Origin of the sequence: Nitrosomonas ureae (genome assembly GCF_900206265.1) — a bacterium.
GTDB lineage: Bacteria > Pseudomonadota > Gammaproteobacteria > Burkholderiales > Nitrosomonadaceae > Nitrosomonas > Nitrosomonas ureae_C.
In genome coordinates this window covers 2539524-2559257 of the sequence record NZ_LT907782.1, presented here as the reverse complement: position 1 = coordinate 2559257, position 19734 = coordinate 2539524, and the positions used below count along the sequence as shown (strand labels likewise).

The 19734-nt window shown below is 43.8% G+C and carries 17 protein-coding genes; 5 read left to right on the top strand and 12 right to left on the bottom strand.

The window, feature by feature from the left end; all coding sequences use genetic code 11:
• Positions 1-57: 57 nt before the first annotated feature.
• Entirely contained in the window at positions 58-780 is a 723-nt protein-coding gene (locus CPG39_RS11815) for a hypothetical protein (protein WP_096293717.1), read from the bottom strand.
• 385 nt (positions 781-1165) lie between these two features.
• Here CPG39_RS11815 and gpmA point away from each other — a divergent pair, with 385 nt between their 5' ends.
• The 4 genes from gpmA to CPG39_RS11795 all read left to right on the top strand — a co-directional run bounded on the left by gpmA (position 1166) and on the right by CPG39_RS11795 (position 5443).
• Positions 1166-1915, top strand: a complete 750-nt coding sequence (gene gpmA / locus CPG39_RS11810; RefSeq protein ID WP_096293715.1) for a 2,3-diphosphoglycerate-dependent phosphoglycerate mutase — start codon at positions 1166-1168, stop codon at positions 1913-1915.
• Between the two features lie 180 nt (positions 1916-2095).
• Entirely contained in the window at positions 2096-3181 is a 1086-nt protein-coding gene (locus CPG39_RS11805) for a murein hydrolase activator EnvC family protein (RefSeq protein ID WP_231990301.1), read from the top strand.
• A 47-nt stretch (positions 3182-3228) separates the two neighbouring features.
• Complete coding sequence (locus CPG39_RS11800) at positions 3229-4665, top strand: S41 family peptidase (protein ID WP_096293712.1); 1437 nt, start codon at positions 3229-3231, stop codon at positions 4663-4665.
• Positions 4666-4684: 19 nt separating this feature from the next.
• Positions 4685-5443 carry a HesA/MoeB/ThiF family protein gene (locus tag CPG39_RS11795; RefSeq protein ID WP_096293710.1) on the top strand — a complete coding sequence of 253 codons (759 nt, stop codon included), beginning with the start codon at positions 4685-4687 and terminating at the stop codon, positions 5441-5443.
• 35 nt (positions 5444-5478) lie between these two features.
• Here CPG39_RS11795 and slmA read toward each other — a convergent pair whose 3' ends face one another.
• Positions 5479-6123 (bottom strand): nucleoid occlusion factor SlmA, encoded by a 645-nt coding sequence (gene slmA, locus CPG39_RS11790; RefSeq protein ID WP_231990300.1) that lies wholly within the window; start codon positions 6121-6123, stop codon positions 5479-5481.
• A gap of 249 nt (positions 6124-6372) precedes the next feature.
• Here slmA and CPG39_RS11785 point away from each other — a divergent pair, with 249 nt between their 5' ends.
• A complete protein-coding gene (locus CPG39_RS11785) occupies positions 6373-7227 on the top strand; it encodes a hypothetical protein (protein ID WP_096293708.1) in 855 nt (284 codons plus the stop codon).
• A 158-nt stretch (positions 7228-7385) separates the two neighbouring features.
• On the opposite strand, the gene CPG39_RS11780 is transcribed toward CPG39_RS11785, so the two are convergent.
• The 10 genes from CPG39_RS11780 to glgC all read right to left on the bottom strand — a co-directional run bounded on the left by CPG39_RS11780 (position 7386) and on the right by glgC (position 19664).
• Positions 7386-7793: a hypothetical protein gene (locus tag CPG39_RS11780; RefSeq protein ID WP_096293706.1), complete on the bottom strand. Its 408-nt coding sequence runs from the start codon at positions 7791-7793 to the stop codon at positions 7386-7388.
• Positions 7794-7943: 150 nt separating this feature from the next.
• Positions 7944-8348 carry a hypothetical protein gene (locus tag CPG39_RS11775; RefSeq protein WP_231990299.1) on the bottom strand — a complete coding sequence of 135 codons (405 nt, stop codon included), beginning with the start codon at positions 8346-8348 and terminating at the stop codon, positions 7944-7946.
• 77 nt (positions 8349-8425) lie between these two features.
• Entirely contained in the window at positions 8426-8860 is a 435-nt protein-coding gene (locus tag CPG39_RS11770) for a VOC family protein (protein WP_096293705.1), read from the bottom strand.
• A 102-nt stretch (positions 8861-8962) separates the two neighbouring features.
• Positions 8963-9283, bottom strand: a complete 321-nt coding sequence (gene sugE / locus CPG39_RS11765; RefSeq protein WP_096293703.1) for a quaternary ammonium compound efflux SMR transporter SugE — start codon at positions 9281-9283, stop codon at positions 8963-8965.
• Between the two features lie 125 nt (positions 9284-9408).
• Complete coding sequence (locus CPG39_RS11760) at positions 9409-11208, bottom strand: cytochrome C (RefSeq protein ID WP_096293701.1); 1800 nt, start codon at positions 11206-11208, stop codon at positions 9409-9411.
• Between the two features lie 32 nt (positions 11209-11240).
• Entirely contained in the window at positions 11241-12716 is a 1476-nt protein-coding gene (gene glgA / locus CPG39_RS11755) for a glycogen synthase GlgA (RefSeq protein ID WP_096293699.1), read from the bottom strand.
• Positions 12717-12727: 11 nt separating this feature from the next.
• Positions 12728-14362 carry a glucose-6-phosphate isomerase gene (gene pgi / locus CPG39_RS11750; protein WP_096294332.1) on the bottom strand — a complete coding sequence of 545 codons (1635 nt, stop codon included), beginning with the start codon at positions 14360-14362 and terminating at the stop codon, positions 12728-12730.
• 48 nt (positions 14363-14410) lie between these two features.
• Complete coding sequence (locus tag CPG39_RS11745; RefSeq protein ID WP_096293697.1) at positions 14411-16417, bottom strand: alpha-amylase/4-alpha-glucanotransferase domain-containing protein; 2007 nt, start codon at positions 16415-16417, stop codon at positions 14411-14413.
• 75 nt (positions 16418-16492) lie between these two features.
• Positions 16493-18205 carry a glycoside hydrolase family 57 protein gene (locus CPG39_RS11740; RefSeq protein ID WP_096293695.1) on the bottom strand — a complete coding sequence of 571 codons (1713 nt, stop codon included), beginning with the start codon at positions 18203-18205 and terminating at the stop codon, positions 16493-16495.
• Positions 18206-18347: 142 nt separating this feature from the next.
• Entirely contained in the window at positions 18348-19664 is a 1317-nt protein-coding gene (gene glgC / locus CPG39_RS11735; protein ID WP_096293693.1) for a glucose-1-phosphate adenylyltransferase, read from the bottom strand.
• Between the last annotated feature and the right edge of the window lie 70 nt (positions 19665-19734).

Here is a 19734-nt window from a genome sequence, read left to right as displayed (position 1 = left end):
AATCAATTCAATACATTAATTGCATAAACCAACAATACCGAATAATCACTGATTAAATTATGCGGATGCTTCAGATGCTTTTTTGCGTCGCATAAAATAAAAAGCAGCTCCACCACCCACTGCAACCAATAGCGCAATCTCCATCAATCCAATTCCGCCGCCATGACTACCGTGTCCACCACCTTTTCCAACACTTAATGGAATCTTTACTACTGTCTTAACATCCCCTGCATCATCCTTTCTTTCCAAATGAATTGCATATTGACCTTTTTCTTCGATATTAGCTGCGACCACAATAATTCCTGATCTATGCATCTCTGGAGGCATATATACGATTCCATGCTCAGCGATTCCGTGTTCTATATGTTCATCACCATGTTCCATACCCTCATGTCCCGAATGATCATCTACATCTGCCGGTTTATGATTGATGGCAGCACTATTATGCTGTTCTCCACTATGTCCTTCATGACCCTCTTTCACCAAACGAACAGCTAAAAGCATTTGGCGTGCCTGTTGAGGCAGCTCAACAGTCAAATTCACCTTACCAGTATTTGGCAAATTTTCGCAGAATGAGTGCATTGGTGGTATACCCCCTTCAGGCACTTCATACGCACTGAATGTTACAGGAAATTCACCCGTTTTAATCGTACAACCACCTGCATCATGATGCCCTTCATGTGCCAGCATCAACTGCGCATGCACGGGCAATGTCAGCAAAGAAGCTAAAATCACACCACCAAATTTTGTTACCCAAATATTCCTAGAAACTGCCTTCATATTCTCTCCAAATTATATTTGCATTTATCTGCAAACCCGGTTTATTGATGTAAGCTCAGTTATTTCAGTCGAACAACGAACAAATTAAGCTCGGGATTGTATAACAAAAAATTTAGAATATTAATCGAAATTAAAATATTTGTAGCGTAAATACTTATCGTTTGGCGACGAGTATTTTTCAACGAACTCTCCTTTATTCCACCATTCTCTGACTAATGAACCGAATGAAGCAATATTTTCAGAAACGAATGTGACTTACGCGAATCTTTCGTATTCGCTTAAAAGTATCGGCCCTATACTGTGTTTCAAGCTTAAATTATAATAAAATGCTAAAAGTCTTTAAGCCTTCTCAAAATATTCATTCTGTTTTTCATTAAAGGTCAATATGAAAAAAATTGTTCTCCTACGCCACGGAGAAAGTACTTGGAATCAAGAAAATCGATTTACGGGTTGGACAGATGTTGATTTAACCCCAAATGGCATTCAAGAAGCTCAAAATGCAGGACAGCTTTTACGCGAACATGGATTTACATTTGATATCGGCTACACATCCGTTCTCAAGCGCGCCATTCGGACTTTATGGATAGTGCTGGATAAAATGGATCAGATGTGGATTCCAATAGAGCATACATGGCGATTGAATGAACGGCATTATGGTGCCCTGCAAGGTCTTAATAAAATGGAAATAGCCGCCCAATACGGTGATGAACAAGTCCTAATTTGGCGGCGAAGCTATGATGTTAGGCCGCCTGCGTTGAACATTGATGATCAACGTTATGCAGGCGCCGATCTGCGCTATAAAAATTTAGCACGCAATGATATTCCTTTAACTGAGTGTCTTAAAGATACGGTTACAAGATTTTTACCCTATTGGAACACAACTATTGCACCTCAGATCCAGGCGGATAAAAGCGTGATTATTGCCGCGCATGGAAATTCGTTAAGAGCACTGGTCAAATATTTAGATAATGTTTCCGACAATGATATTCTCAATTGCAACATTCCTACTGGCATTCCGTTAGTATATGAGCTGGATGATAATTTAAAACCCATACGGAATTATTATCTTGGGAATCCAACAGACATTCAGGAAGCAATGAAGATTGTAGCTAACCAAGGAAAATTAGTTGGTTAAAACAGCTGTCCGTTTATTCAAGTATATGCTTTGTACTAATTCGAATAAATTACACCTTTTGGGGAAACTGATACGTTTAATTTGATTCATATACAGTGTATTTATTCAGTGCTGTTGGCATGCGTATTGGCTTTTATTTGTCCCCTTTCAGCATTCTCAAGTAACCAGGAAAACCTCAGATTGTTACGTGAACGCATACAATTACTCCAAAAAGATTTAGCTAATAAAGAATCGCTAAAACAAGATACAACAAACACATTACGTAAAACCGAGCAAACAATCAATGATATCTCTCACAAATTGACCGAACTTATTGCAAATGACCGGAAAGTCATTGAAGAATACAAACAGCTACAGGCTCGGCACCGTGTAATCAGCGAAGAAATCAAAATCGAACGAAGTCGACTAGAAAAATTGCTTTACGAGCAATATGTCAGAGGGCAACACAATTATTTACACTTACTGTTAAGCCAATATGATCCCAATCAAATTGCCCGAAACGCCTATTATTACCAACAATTCGCGCTTGCTCGTTCGAATAGCATTACGGCCCTAAGAAAGAATCAACATGAAATCTTGACGCTCACTGAAATGAGCCGCCACAAGAAAAAAGAAATAGCTGCCATTCAAACCCAATATCATGATGAGCGCAAAAAACTCGAGCACGAAAAAAACAAACAGCAAAAGATCCTATCACAAGTATCTGATAAAATTACACAGAAACAACAAGAGCTTAATAAGCTTAAAGATAACGAAAAACGCATTACTCGCTTAGTTAATGAGATTAATAAATTCCTCGCTCAGGAGAAATCCAGCATCAATTCTCAGATTAATACTAAGCTCCCAGATGCTTCTACAGCAAATACTCCTTTTCCGTCACTCAAGGGTAAATTAAATTTACCTGTGCGCGGGAAACTTGTGAATACTTTTGGAGGTCAACGTTCAGGTAAACATATAACGTGGAAAGGTCTGTTTATACAAGCGCCTAAGGGTAGTGATGTTAAAGCCATTTCTGGAGGAAGGATTGTATTTGCTGACTGGTTGAGAGGTTTTGGTAATTTGATAATTCTGGATCATGGAAATAACTATATGAGCCTTTATGGCAATAATACAACACTCCATAAACAAGTAGGTGACATGATTCTCGGCGGCGATACAATAGCCACAGTAGGAAATAGCGATGGTAATGCAAATTCAGGTCTATATTTTGAACTTCGTCATAGGGGCAAACCCTTCGATCCTTTGACATGGATAAAAATAGAATAATCGCGATAAACCATTTACACAAATTTGATCAGTGCGGAGATAGCATCATGAGTAATGTAATCAGAAAAACAGGTTTAATTCTAATTGGAGTAATCGCTGGAATTATGCTCAGTTTGAACTTCTCCGCCATTGCCAAAAAAGAAAATATTGAAGCCATCCATCCATTACCAATCGAAGAATTACGCACCTTCGCTCAGGTTTTTGGTCGCATCAAAAGTGACTATGTCGAATCGGTAGAAGACAAAAAACTGATTACTGAAGCTATCAATGGCATGCTGGTTGGATTGGATCCTCATTCTTCGTATCTTGATAAAGACGAATATAAGGAACTACAAATTGGTACACAAGGTGAATTTGGCGGGCTAGGTATCCAAGTAACTATGGAAGACGGTGTAGTAAAAGTGATTTCCCCCATTGAAGACACCCCGGCATTTCGTGCGGGTATTAAAACTGGCGATCTGATCGTTAAATTGGATGACACCGTTGTCAAAGGCATGACACTTAATGATGCGATCAAGCTCATGCGCGGCAAACCCAAAACTTCGATAAAAATTACGATAGTACGGGAAGGCGAGACTGAACCACTGATTTTTAATTTAGTACGTGACATCATAAAAATTCAGAGTGTCAAATCAAAAATGCTCGAACCCGGCTACGCCTATATTCGCATCACACAATTTCAAGAACAAACTGGTGAGAATTTGGCGCAAGCGATCAGAACCCTATTCGGTGAAAACAAGGGAGAAATGAAAGGCCTAATATTGGATTTGCGAAACGATCCGGGAGGATTACTTAATGGGGCGGTTGCAGTATCAGCTGCTTTTCTGCCGGAAAATGCGTTGGTCGTTTACACTGAAGGCCGTAGCCCGGATGCAAAAATGAAATTGCACGCCAATCCGGAGTTTTATTTGCGTGGACCTGATAAAGATTACTTAAAAGGTTTACCTACTGAAGTAAAAACCGTGCCCATGATTACATTGGTCAATGGGGGCTCTGCTTCAGCCTCCGAAATTGTTGCAGGTGCTTTGCAAGATCATAAACGCTCCATCGTCATGGGATCGCAGACATTCGGCAAAGGATCGGTACAAACAATATTACCATTAGGAAATAATACTGCGATTAAACTAACAACTGCGCGTTACTATACACCCAACGGACAATCTATTCAGGCACAAGGTATTACGCCGGATATTCTGGATGAAGCTGACAACGGTGATGATCAACGCTTGCGTGAATCAGATTTGAATCGCCACTTGTCCAATGGCAAAAAAACCGAGAAGATAGTGACTTCCGAGGCAGAGAAAACAGGATCAAAACCAGCAGGTGACAAAAAAGACAAGAAAGATAAAAAGAAAAAAGATACAAAAAATAATGCTCCTCTCGAATTCGGGTCGGAAGAAGATGAACTGTTAAAACAAGCCATGAATTACTTTAAAGGCATTCCCTCATCCCCGCCAGAACCCAATGATGAAAGCGATAGTTGATTAAAAGTTTATAAGGATTGTGAATGACCATCAACTCCTGCGGTACAGTCGCCATATCCTGCTCCCGCAAATTGATATTGCGGGGCAGGAAAAACTTAATCACTCTCGCGCATTAATTGTCGGAGCGGGTGGCTTAGGTTCCCCCATAGCGCTTTATCTTGCTGCCAGCGGAGTGGGCAGCCTGATAATTTGTGATGGCGATCAGATTGATCTAACTAATTTGCAACGGCAAATTATGCATGACAGTCAATCAATCGGTGTTGCAAAAGTTGTTTCAGCCAAACAATTATTAGTTAGAATCAACCCAGAAATCAATATCACTACAATCCATGAGTACGTAGGCGCTGAAAAATTACTACAACTCACAGCAGACGTTGATGTAGTCATTGATGCCAGTGACAATTTCAATACGCGCTACCAGATCAACCAAGCGTGTGTCATTAACAAGAAACCCCTAATCTCCGGAGCTGCAGTGCGTTTTAGTGGTCAGATCAGCGTGTTTGATCTACGCCATGACGATAGCTCTTGCTATCACTGCCTATACCCTGACACAGGAAATCAAGAAGATATGCCCTGCGCCATCATGGGCGTTTTTTCACCAATCGTGGGCATAATCGGCTCAATGCAAGCCGCAGAAGCACTAAAAATTCTGTTGAATATTGGCACAAGCCTGAACGGCCGCCTGCAATTACTCGATGGCCTCACGATGAATTGGCGCTCCATCCATCTGCATAAAGATCCGGCCTGCCCGATATGTCAATCATCAATATCAGTATAAAACCACCACCAAGCAATGTGTGAAATCTTCTCAGTTCAAAGTAGCTCGGATGGCAACAAAATCAATCGCTGAACTTCCCAGTCTGCTAGAGGATCTCGCGCAAATTCACTTTTGACAAACTGATACCAGCGGCCAATCACGAAGCACAACAATAAATTAGCATGTGCCGTAACATTCACATTTCTATTGATTTGCCCCTCGGAAGCAGCAAAGCGTAACGCTTGTTTCAGGGTGGCTTCTAATCTGTCATGTAACTGATTAACACGAAATTGTAAATGCTCATTCTCATTGATCAAGACATCGTTCACCAGAATGCGCGTCATGCCCGGATTCTTGCGCGAGAATCCTAACAATAGCAGCAACAAATTTTCGATCTTTTGGGTAGCGGAATGCCCTTCTTGCAGAATCTTATTGATCAACACAAACAAAGTCTTTTCAATAAATTCTATCAGTGCTTCAAACATTTGCGCTTTATTGGGGAAACAACGGTATATGGATGATTGAGAGATTCCCAGCTTCATAGCTAATGCTGCAGTGGTTATCTTGAGCCTCTGCGGATGTTCCAGCATCTCTGCCAAAGCTTGCAAGATCTCATCTTTCTTCTCATTTGATTTTTCTGATGGAGATGTATGTTCCAATGTGATAACCGCAAAGAAAAGACAAAGCCGGGAATATAGCAAAATACTGGATCGGTGTGAAAACTATTCCAATGTCATTGACGCCTCACCCCAATGACCTTTTTCATTTCTTGAATTGAAACAGCAACGCGTATATTTCTAAATGTTAAACCTGATATCCACGATCAGGCTATTTTGCGGTACTTCCTTTTGCACCTCCGAACACTTTATTCAGTCCTGATTCATACAATCTCCTATACAGTACCCTGATTAGGAAACTACCTGAAACAAAGGATTGAAAGGAGCAACGAAATGGATACCACAGAAATCAAGCCATTCCTCTTCAAGATAATAAGTATCTATCCGGGACGCTATCCAGGATTAATATTTTCTCCATTGAATTTTTCCGGCAATCATGGTTTGTTGCTGCTCTTGCTGGCAGCTTTGCTGCTTGCCGGTTGCAAAACAATTCCTATCATGGATAAAAGTCTTGTTGAAGCCGGTGGTTTGTGGGAACAAGATGAACATACCGGCGCTCGTTTTCATCTTAGCACTGTGCCTGATGATGCAACCATCGGATTGATCCAATCATCAGGCAAAAACGTGTTGCTTAATGGCTCTTCAGTAAATGAAATGGAGCAAGTAAAAAATCATTCGTTCGTCAGCAGCGGCCCTCGGAGTGGTGCCCGTATTCGGCTCAAGGCATCGGGTTCATCCTGTCTCATTCGTGTGGATGATTTCAAAATCGGCAATGTATTCACGGAAACATCAGACTGCGAACAAAGAATCGAAACCTTGCACGCAATCATCCACGCCAAAAACGCGATCCTGCATCTCAATGTATCGCAACATGAAACAGAAGTCACCGTCATCAGCGGCACGATCTCGGTGACATCACGGGGAAATCCAACCGATTCGATTGATATCAACGCAGATCATGAAGTTACCGTAACGCTTGATACCGTCAGCCCCCTTCGAGTAATAACCTCCGATGAAATTTGGCAACGCATTCGCTGGCGGGACGATTTCCGGATCTATAAAACAGTTATTGATTGGAATAAAGTCATAGCCGGTGTCGTTACGGTCGCCATTATCGCGGTTGTAATAATTTTCGGCAAAGGCCGTAGTGGTGTCGGCCAGGGTAGTGGATTTCCCAGGCATCGCTAGATAGCGATCATCTGTCTCATATTACCTATCCATTTTCTTTGTTCGCGAGCTGACCCATTTGTTGACAATCTGTCGAGAGTTTGAATAATGGCCACCTAACCACCCACACAAACAACACGAGCTTCCAGCGACTGAAGAAAGTGGATCTGACGTGATTGTTAGGCAATTGAATACACAAAATTTACCACCAACAGAGCTGACTGAATTAATAGAATAATCAAACAAATATTTTCAAACCATTTAGCTCTCTTATTTCTTGTAAGAGCATTATTGATATCTTTTTCTTTTACTTCAGGTGTAAGCTGGTCTGGATTACTTGAAATCACTTCACCTATACGAAAATAAGTCAGTTTTATTACAACATAGTTATAAGTTAATAGTCCTATAGAAAACATAGCAAGAACAACAACTGCCAGTTTAAAGTAGGAACCTTGATCACCAGAAACCATTGTGGCAGCAGCAAGAATAAGCCCATTCACGGTAAGTAGTGCATTCCATAAACCGTAGCTAGCGTGTATATAGCGATCAGTCACCTGTTGTACCCTAGCATCGTAATTATCTGCCATTTGTATACTTAATAATTAATAAAAATCAGTCACCAGAAATAACGAAATTATTACATCAAGAATAAGATCTATCATCGTAGACGCCCTATTATGTCCTTACGTTTCGTGGAGATATCAATTCAGCTTTCAACATCGCTTTTAGCGAACGACTCAAAAAACTATCACATGATCAACTCGATACTTTCCATTTTTATGTACCAACACCATCTCCGCGACAAACTCACCCGGTGCTTTCGTAAACGATTGTTTCCACACAATGGCTACTGAGTCAGGGCGCCGGAAAACGGCGACCGGCATGCGACTGGAGAAATATCCTTTCTCGGCTTGGTATTGCTGGCAAATGCGCTGAAAATATTCTGGAGTCACGATGGCTTTCATCCGCTCAGTAAAATCCCGCACATGCTTCGCGTGATCGAGTTGAGTCGAAGCATCCATCAAGTTATCCATAATGGGATTGGCGATATCCCATAGTTGCTGATCGCTCATTTTCTCAAAGCTCATGATGCTGTCATTTCGGCTCGTTTCCTCTGCTGGATTGCTTTTTGTACGCTGCATATGAAGCACTGGTATTCGACAAACAACGATCGCGTATCAGTGCCGCCGTTGCAAACCGATAATCGGGATGTTTAATTTCATTCGGTGCAATCGGTAATCACGACATTGATCATCCAACTGATACCGAAACGGTCAGTGAGCATACCGAAGCACGGTGACCAGAATGTTTTGGCTAATGGCATTTGCACCTGGCCGCCATCGGAAAGCGCAGAAAAATAACGATTGGCTTCAGCTTCAGTGGTAACCGAGATCGACAGTGAAAACCCTTTGAATTCCTGGCCTTCTTCGCAACCGTCCGAAGCCATTAACACATTGCCGGCGATGCGAAAGCTGGCATGCATGACCTTGTTCTCAAAACCCGGCGGCAGCATGCCAGGTGGGGTGGGATCCGGGCTCTCCTGGAAGCGCATCAGCATATCGATCTGCGCGTCCAGAGCGGTGCGGTAGAATTCGAGCGCCTCTTCGCAGCGCCCGCCGAACATGATATAGGGTTGAATCAGTACGTTTGGCATGTTATCTCCCTGATGTTAGGATGAATCGTTTTTTCCCGGTATTGTCATTTGATGACGCTCTCCCAATTATCGCGCCATTTTCCACTGCGGCGTGTAATATGGTTAATCCGGTGTGGTGAGCTTAAGACCGATGATACCTGTGATGATGAGCGCAACACTGATTAAGCGCGCCACATTTACGGGCTCGCCAAACAGAACGATCCCGAGAGTTACGGTACCGACCACTCCCACGCCTACCCAAATGCTATAGGCCGTGCCAACTGGAAGTGATTGCATGGCAATGCCCAGCAACCAAAGACTGATGATAATCGCAAGAATCGTTCCGATCGTGGGCCATAATTGCGTGAAACCTTCCGTATACTTCAATCCGATCGCCCAACCAACCTCAAACAGCCCTGCAGCAATAAGAATAGCCCAAGCCATATACGCTCCTTTCTGAATTATGGGGCCGTCCCCTTAAAGATATTGAAGCGGTGAGGTCGTCCTCACTTTCTGCCCTAATTCCGTTGGCGCCTTTACATAGCAGCTTTTACATGACCCGTATAAAATTACAAGGTCTTCAGATATTCAATAATAGCAAAAGCACCTGGTTTATCGCCAGACCAATTGAGACGATAGGTTTTTTTACCTTCCACAATATCCTTATCGTGCCCCTTGTTGCTCAGAGCGGAAATCGCATTGGCCTGAAACAGATAGCCCTCGTTTGGATTGGCTGTTTGCCCAGCATTCCAGGCAAAGCCAAGATACCGGGGATCATAATCAAGCTTACTCTTGATAAAACTGGCTGGACGTTCATCCGGCACTAGCAGGTGATAAACCGTCGGTACCGTGCCATTATGCAGATAAGGCGCTTGCGCCCAGATGCCGCTGAGCGGGCGAGCATTGTAGCCGCGATGTTCATTGTTGGGCGACATCAGCAAGTCTTTTTTATCATCCAGAGAAACCCCGTCAAACTCGGCACAGGGTTTGATATCTTTACCCTCCAGTTGAACGGTCGTATCCGGCGCACAGTTTGCATACAATTGTTTGTGAGCGGCATAATTTAACAGTGCACCCACCACATAAGCCCTTTTCATGCTGGTACCAAGATTATCGTAAACTTTGCCGTTTTTAGGTTGATGGCAATCGGCGCAGTGCTCTGCAAATAACGCTTGCCCCTTCTTAGCCAATCCGATATCCACATTAAAAGGATAAGGACTGGCCGGTAGTCCATCGAGCAGTTCTTCGGCAAAAGCAGCCACCCGGACATCGGTTTTTTCCAGACCCAAAGTCAGCATGGCAATCAGGTTACGGTAAATCGGCATCGGTACATTACCATTCCATTGGCCGCCACCATTGATAAGTCTGGTATGACTCTTATCCCAGCTTGCCCGGCGCTTGCCTTGCTCCCATACCGACATAAAATCAGTGATGCCCGGCTCGGGTGGAAGCGTGACACTGGCAAATCCTTTAATAATGGGAATCTTGCGCAAACTGATATAACCATTGATGGCGCTCAACCCCGTCGCATCCGCCATGCCGGGAAAACCAGCCAGCATTTCTGATTCAAGACCTGCATAGTTCTTGGCGATGAGCGCGCCAAAACCTTCATACTCGGCTTCAGCGCGCTGCGCAAACTGCTTGATCGTCTGTTCAGCATGTTGTTTGAACAAGGCGATCTGCGCAGCTTCATAACCGGCATCAAAGTTTCTATCACCTGCTTGGAAATTATTATAAAAATAATTCGGATTTTGCTGATGAACAGTATCCAGTGCATCCAGCAACTTCTGCGTTAATAATTGGTATTTGGTGTCGTCGGCTTCACCTGCATAGGCTGTTTGTAAGGTCTGATACAATTTGACACGAAATAACGCGATATTGAAGGTCGTATTCACGCCGCCATCGAGATAATCGATCTGGCCGCTCTCAAGTCGCACACGCCCAATGTGACAGGCACCGCAAGTGAATGATGCGTAATCAATATTCCCCTGCGCCTCAGCCCGCGATAAGCCACTGAAGCCAATGCCGCGTGCAATCGGATAGGATTGCTGCCGCTCATCAATAAACAAACCAACCGCATCGAGAAAATTTTCGTCACTTCCCCACAACTGGGGTGCCAGCTTGGGTAAAAGTTTCAACGCAATATAGGGAATACCATCGATTTCGCTAAAAGCAAAATTGCCAAACCAATCGTAAGCGACTTGACGGGACTGAATATAATTTGATTTTTCTTGATATTTTCTGGCTTGCGCCTGTTCCCAGTTTTCCGGCACTTCACTCACTACCGCAGGCGGTAAAGGCGCCTCTAACGGATGCGCAATACAACCGGACAACAAAACGGCAAAAAGAATACTGAGCGTGATTTTCATGATATCTAGTCCTGTTGAGTGAAGATCGTATTTCAGTGTAGCAGCCTCCGGTAAAGTTCTTGATACGCCATTGCGCTCGCATTCCAGCTGAAATTTCTGGCCATTCCATTCTTCTGCAGGCTTAGCCAGATTTTTTTATTGTGATAAGCAAATACTGCACGCTTTATGGTATCCAGTAAACTGGCCGCCGTCATGGAATTGAACACAAAGCCGCTGGCAGTATGATTTGCCAGTGTTGCCGGGGTACAATCCACCACCGTATCAAGCAGACCACCTGTGGCGTGAACTATTGGCGGGGTACCATAGCGTTGACTATACATCTGATTCAATCCACAGGGCTCGAACCGTGATGGCATCAGAAAGCAATCAATACCGGCTTCTATCAAATGGGACAAAGCCTCGTTAAAACCAACGTGTATCGCGATTGACTTGGGGTAGGTTTGCGCCAGCGTGGAAAGCAAGTGCTCCAATTCAGGGTGATCGCTGCCCAAAACCACCAATTGGGCGGGTATCTTTATTAATTGCGGAGCAATCTGGATCAGCAGATCAATCCCTTTTTGGTGGCTCAAACGGCTGACCACACCCAATAGTGGGACATGCGCATCGACTGCCAACCCCATTTGTTGTTGCAATGCAGTTTTATTAACTGTCTTATTCGACAGGCTTTTACTATTGTAGTTTTTAACTAGATAACGATCCGTTTCAGGATCCCATTCTGTGGTAGCAATGCCATTGATAATACCGGTGAGATCAGACTGGCGGGTAGCCAGTAATCCTTGCAACCCGAACCCCAGCGGCTCTGTCTGTATTTCTTTGGCATAATTGGGGCTGACTGTAGTAATCTGGTCGGCATAATACAGTCCGGCTTTGAGAAAAGATAAATTGCCATAATACTCTACTCCATTGATATCGAAACTGCCTGATGGCAACCCCAGTTGTACCACACTTCCAGATGGGAAAATACCTTGAAACGCCAGATTATGAATGGTCATCATCGTGGCAGCTTTTTTTCCCGAATAAAAATGCAAATAAGCCGGGGTGAGGCCGCTCTGCCAGTCATTGCAATGAACGATATGCGGATACCAGGCAATCGGACTGTCATCACTGCCCAGAATGGCACCAATTTTTGATAGCAAACCGAAACGTAACGCGTTATCAGGCCAATCATGACCAAATGCATCCATGTAGGGCCCTCCTTCACGGTTATATAGCCCGGGACAGTCGATCACGAACACCGGAATGCTCTCGGTTTTATTCAATGACAATCGGGCCGACAGCAATGAAGCGGGTGGAAACTGTGACAGTGCATTGAACTCAGCTATTTTATATTTGTATTTAACGCCAGCCATCACTTGCGGATAGCCGGGCACTAAAAGTCGCACGTCGCTGTTCAACGCACGTAATGCAACAGGCAATGCTGCGCTGACGTCACCCAGGCCGCCAGTTTTGCACAACGGGTACACTTCAGAAGTAACAAACAAAACGCGAAGTTTCTGGGATCGCGGCATAAGTAATATTTCTACTGATTGGCCTTGAAATAATTAATCAATCCATTGGTGGATGAATCGTGCGATACCACAGGGTCCCTGTGTCCCAACTCGGCCAGAATTTTTCCGGCAAGCTGCTTGCCCAGTTCCACGCCCCATTGATCGAACGGGTTAATATCCCATATTACGCTTTGCACAAATACTTTATGCTCATACAGTGCGATCAATGAGCCCAATGTCTGAGGATCCAGTTTCTTGAATAAAATGGAGGTAGTGGGACGATTTCCGGGAAAAATCTTATGTGGCAGCAATTGCGCTACGGATTCTGCGGATATACCTTGCGCCACAAGTTCATCACGCACTTCTTGTTCATTTTTACCAGTCATCAACGCTTCTGTTTGCGCAAAAAAATTCGCCAATAACATGCGATGATGCTCACCCATAGGGTAATGGCTTTGACAAGGCGCCAGGAAATCAGCTGAAACGGTTTGCGTGCCTTGATGTAACAATTGGTAGAAAGCATGCTGGCCATTGGTTCCAGGCTTTCCCCAAACGACCGCGCCGGTAGCATAATCGGCCACTTCACCGTTGCGGGTGGTGCGTTTGCCATTGCTTTCCATTTCCAGTTGCTGCAAATAAGCGGGGAAACGATGCAGCGATTGATCGTAGGGCAGTACCACATGAGAAGCTGTGCCGAAAAAATTAATTTGCCAAATACCTATTAAACCCAGCATAACTGGCAAATTTTTCTCGAATGGGGCCGTGGCGAAATGCTGATCCATTGCTTTTGCACCCGCCAGTAAAGAATAAAAATGATCCATACCGACAGTCAAGGCAATCGGCAACCCGATAGCCGACCATAATGAATAGCGCCCTCCGACCCAATCCCAAAACTCAAACATGTTATCCGGATCAATGCCAAATCTTTCTACTGCCGCACGATTGGTCGAAACCGCTACAAAATGATGCGCGATATCTTTTTCATTGCCACCCTGAGACAAAAACCATTCTCGTGCAGAATGCGCATTGGTCAAAGTTTCCTGAGTCGTAAATGTTTTTGAGGCAATAACAAAAAGCGTCGTAGCTGGATCGAGTTGACGTAAAATACCGGCTAGCTGTGTACCATCAACATTTGAAACAAAGTGTGGGGAAATGCCCTTCAGCCAATAAGGTTTCAGTGCTTCAGTCACCATCACTGGCCCCAGATCCGATCCACCGATACCGATATTGACAATATCGGTAAACATTTTCCCGGTATACCCTCTGCGTTCGCCACTCTGAATCGCAATTGAGAAACGCTCCATCTGCTTTAACACGCGTTTAACATCCGGCATCACATCGACACCATCAACCATGATGGATTGATCACCGCGTAATGCAATATGCAGCACCGCGCGTTGCTCCGTCGAATTGATTTTCTCCCCACAAAACATCCGTGCAATCCAATCTTTTAGCTTCTGTTGATGCGCCAACTTCAGCAATAAATCAACAGTTTCATAATTGATCGGATGTTTGGCATAATCCATCAGAATATTATTGAAAATAAGAGAAAATTTTTCAAAACGTTGCGGATCTTGTTGAAACAACTCGCGCAAATGCTGTTGTGTTATAACCGATTGATGCGACTGTAAAGCTAACCAAGCAGGTGAGTGCGTAAGAATAGACATAGCGTGTGTTTGAGTTGCTGAATTATATGAATTATGAATGAAATACAACTATCGGGCATGGATCTCCAGTGTAATAATTAATTCCTGAGTGGTAACCGGCCACTCCAATAACAATGTCGTTGCTTGCATAATTTTTTCAAATCCGCTTTCGGACTGCGACACCGAAAAATGCGGATGTGCACGCAACGTCACTGGATGAGATGTTTTTAGCACCACGCTGCCGCCCAGCGTATCGTCGTCCAGTGTTATTTCCGTCATGTCCGTTAATTCAAGCAATTCACCAAAACCACCAGAAATTTTTCCCTGATAGATAAAGCGTCCGCCCATCCCATCACAACTGGGCATGGCAAGATTGATTTCGGTACTGAATTTATGCGCCAGTTTAGCGGTAAAATGATATGCAATCTGTAACCGGTTCTGATCCAGCAGAATGTGTTTATGAATCGGATAATTGGTATTCTCAGATTGAAAATGGTTATTTTCAAGTGCGGCAGCCACTGAGCGGTAAACAATAAACGTACCATTCAGACGATCAACGAATAAGCTCCGAGGATGATCATCGGCAACGATATCTTCCGCATTAATTTCATGCTTGTAGCTGATTCGATCGTGCGCCGAAGCGATACCATTAACGGCATCATTGGATGAATCAGGCTGTCCCGCCTGAATTTTCTGATAATAATGTTCACCTTGAACGCGCAAGGTATCGCCAAAATTATGTTTCAACCGGTAGGCATCCAGTTCGCAAATACTGGCAAAACCATCTAATTTTAACACTGCTTGCAGCACGCCATTCTGCAGATATGCCTCTTCCATACCATCCAAGTCGGTATCTTCGGTAAAATACGAAGGACGCGGTGCATGGATATCGAGCAACGCCTCCAGTTCAACCATGGCATTGTATACAGCACGCCTTAAATGCGGGAGATACAAACCGCCAAACATGCCATGCCAATAGGCATCATTTGCTTGGGACTCGTAGAGTTTCTGCTGCATTTCGACGGTACGATGTTGCGCCGGTAACTCAATTAGCCGTGCAGAGAGCCCCAACATACGCTTATGCATCCAATTGGATTCCAGATAGCGGGAAAAAAAGTTTTTCCAAATGCCACCACGGATAAAAGCTTTCTTGTGTTCATACCAACCACTTGTCTTTGCCTGCTGCAACAGTTCTGCATAAATGTTGGCGGAATGCGCAGGCAATGTCCATTCATTCATTTCGATGTACGATACCGTAGGCAAATAAACAATACCGCGGGTTTTCTCACTAGCATGATATTCGCTGTAATGCCGGGTACAGATTTTGTCTGAAGCCAATACGCTTTGGATAAAATGTTCAAGCCAACCTTGTTCATATACCCAATGGTAAGTTTCCGGCCAGATGCCGAATTTTTCGATATCATCGAAATAAACCGCCGCAGGAGAGGTATCGGACGAATGATGATCCGTCAATGATTCCAGATAAGCGATAGTTTCTTCAACCGGAGAAAAAGGAATTTTATAACGTAAGGATTCAGAAATCGGAAATAAATCGAGTTTATATGCATCTTCCTCAGTGGTGAAATAACCATTAAGTTCCCCTGGTGTTTTACCTGCACATAAAAAATGATAATCGTCTACAGTAACATAGCGGATTCCACAATTCGCCAATGCCGGTACAACCGTGGATTCCCAAACACGCTCAGTCAACCATGCACCCTGCGGACGTTGACCAAACTTTACCGCCAGCTTCCGGGAAAAAGTATCAACCTGTCCCATGCGGTCCCGGTTCGGAATGACCGCCAGAACCGGCTCGGTATCACCCGCACCGAATAATTCCACTTGCCGCCGCGCAACCATTTGATGCAATAACGCCATATCATCAGGAAAGTGTTGCAACAGATAATCCAGTAACCAACCTGAAAAATGAACGGAAAAACGAAAATCCGGATAACGGTAAAGTATCTGCAAGAAAGGCCTGTAGCAACGCTGATGCGCATCCTTCAACACATCGGGAAAATTGCCGACGGGTTGATGGGCATGTACACCCAAAAGTAACGAAACACGTTGTGACATTCAATGACTCCGGTAATCGTTAAGAACCTATGGCAATCCAAAATCCGTCCTCAAGCACGGAGAATACAATTTAAATTAATCCGCGTTTGATGAGGATCGCCGCATTGCTCCACTGTCTTCACTCCATTCATTACCTTTACTAACAGGCTCAAGAATTGCGGATGGTATCGGTAATTTAAGCAAATGATAAAGATTCATCAGATTTTTCCTGAACAACTGATCGAAACTTGCTACGGAATGCGCCGGATTGTAATCACCGAACCACCAAAACCAATCTGAGCTTTCACAGGACGCCAACTGCCGACTGGCCTGATTTTTTTCCTCTTCCGTCAAACGCTCGCTTTGCATCACCAAATCAAAACTATGTTTAGCCGCGCAGAGCATGTCCCATGCACAGTTCTTTTCCTTGTCCCCAATCCAAGTCGAGAATGTTCCATATACCCAGCTACCAGCTGCTAGCGTTGGTAATGCTTCAATTGCACTGATTTCAACAGATGCGAGATAATCCCGGTAAGTTGTGGTACGGATATACGGATGATCATCGAGTAAATGATAAAGATCATCAAGAAAATAAAATCCATTATATGGGTATGATTCCCAGGCGTTCTCTCCATCCAGGATAACGCTGACGACCGGATTCCCCTCAGCAGGTGTGCTGTGATAAATGTGATCCAAAGATTGCACAAAATTTTCCGCAGCATCACGACCAAACCATTTGGAATATTCAAAACCGATCAAATCAGATAATTGATCATCACGAAAAAAGCAGATGATATCTTTTGATTCTCCATCTATCCGGTAAGGACGATATAAATAATAGTTGCGATCCGGAAATGTCCCATCAGAATATGATGAACGCAAACTGTTGACCAATACACCTTCCCCACTAGCACTCCATTGACAATCTTGTTCTGCCATGATTTTTATTAATGCGGTAGATAAAGCCCCCTCAGCGGGCCAGATTCCAGCAGGCTTTTCATCAAAACGCTGGGTGTGGCTGGTAATTGCAGACGACAAATGGAATGCCACGCGGCTACGTCCACCCGGATAAAAGTTATGCGCAGGCAAAGTAACATCGGGTTGACTATCCCGGGCAGAAGAAAAATCAATCAGTAGCGGTGCAAGCGGATGAAAGTGGGGCGTGGTGGATAATTCAATCTGCCCTGATTCAGCAAGCTTTCGATAGCGCGGAATCAGATCCTGAATTAATTCGCCGATCAAAGTAAAAAGCTGCAGCCTATCCTCATAGTTAAATTCCTGGTTCTTAGCCATTAATTTCATCACAAATTCGTTGTTTCTCCGTACACTCTCTCCCATCCATGCCAAGTGATACCAGACCAGCAAGTCAGCCAGATATTGTCCGGAAAAATATTTTAACTCACGCTCACTCACTTTGTTGAAGACTTGATAGAGTTCATGTAGACGCTTATAAGCCGGATACGGCTGCAGCATGTTCTCATGATTACTGAGAAAGCAGCTGTCAAAAATATACAAACGATCTTGCATCGTGATATTTTCGAGCTCGGGTGTCGCTAGCAAACGCAACAAAGGACAACGTATTTGCTTGGTTGAAAATTGCTGCGAAAAATCATCCAGTTGATCCAGAAGCACCGGAACAAAATTGACGACCACCCTGGTCTTTGGATGCGACTCCAAATGATAAGCCATATCGGTATAGTCCTTGATGGCATGCAGATACACCCAAGGCAACACAAATTGATTGGTGACGTAATCCCGATAGTCCGGTTGATGCATATGCCACAGCAAAACGAGATTTAATTGCTTCATTATAAAAGACAGTATTTATTAAATTAAAATAAAATATAGAAGCTCACTGCATCAATCATGCTTCTGGCATGAAAAAATAGTCACGAATACACGCCCATTTTGCATCACTGACTATTAATTTGAAATGTTTACTCAATCTTTGTTAACATATTTTATGTATTTCCTGCCCTAACATTTCCGGTGTAATTAATGTAATACCTTTCTCGGTCACATAAAATCGCTTGCGGTCTTGTTCAGGATCAAATCCAATAACTAACCCTTCAGGAATCACGCATTTTTTCTCCACAACCACACGCCGCAGATGCGCATGCCGACCAACCTCCACATTGGGAAGTATGACCGAATCTTCTACATAGCTGAAACTATTAACTTTTACGTTGGAAAACAATAAGGAACGACGAACCGTAGCCCCGCTGATAATACAGCCGCCTGATACGGATGAATCCAACGCATGACCACGCCGATCATCATCATCGAATACAAATTTTGCCGGAGGAAGTTGTTCCTGGTGTGTCCAGATAGGCCAATCTTCATCGTACAGATTAAGCTGTGGTGTAACGGAAATCAGATCAACATTAGCTTCCCAGTATGCATCGACTGTTCCAACATCACGCCAGTACGGTATCCCGGATGCCATATTAACGCAGCTGTTCATGAATCGATGGGCAAAGACACGATAACGGGACACCAGATACGGAATTATATCCTTACCAAAGTCATGCGACGAATCATGATCCTGATGATCACGAATTAATTGCTCGTAGAGAAAATCGGCATTAAATACATAAATACCCATGCTCACCAAAGCTTTCTCAGGTTGACCGGGTATGGGCACAGGATGAGCCGGTTTCTCAGCAAAACTGATTACCTGCCATTGATCACTGACCCCCATAACACCAAAGGCGCTCGCTTCCTGCAGTGGAATCTCAAGACACGCTACCGTCATATCTGCTGATTTTTCAATATGCTCCGCCAACAGCTTACTGTAATCCATTTTATAGATATGATCCCCACCTAGAATCAATACATATTTAGCATCGTGGCGCAATAAAATATCGATATTCTGAAATATCGCGTCAGCAGTTCCTTGGTACCATGTTTCCTCGACAGTTCGTTGTTGCGCGGGGAGCAATTCGACAAACTCTTTAAAACGTCCATCGAGAAAACTCCAGCCATGCTGAATATGACGAATCAGGCTCTGTGCTTTATATTGTGTCACGACACCAATACGTCGAAAACCCGAGTTGACACAATTTGATAGAGGAAAATCAATAATACGAAACTTCCCACCAAAAGGAACAGCAGGCTTAGCACGCCAGTCAGTCAACTGGTGCAAACGGCTACCGCGCCCGCCCGCCAATATTAAGGCGAGTGTTTCATGTGAAATGTTGCTATGAAAGCGGCTGCTGGATTTGCACTCCGCCCGAGATTGTGCATGTGTAAGTTTAGTTTTATCCATAGCAATTTGAACCCATTTGCACCTATGCGAATATATTATCGTATTATGGCACTTTCTCACAGAGAGCTTT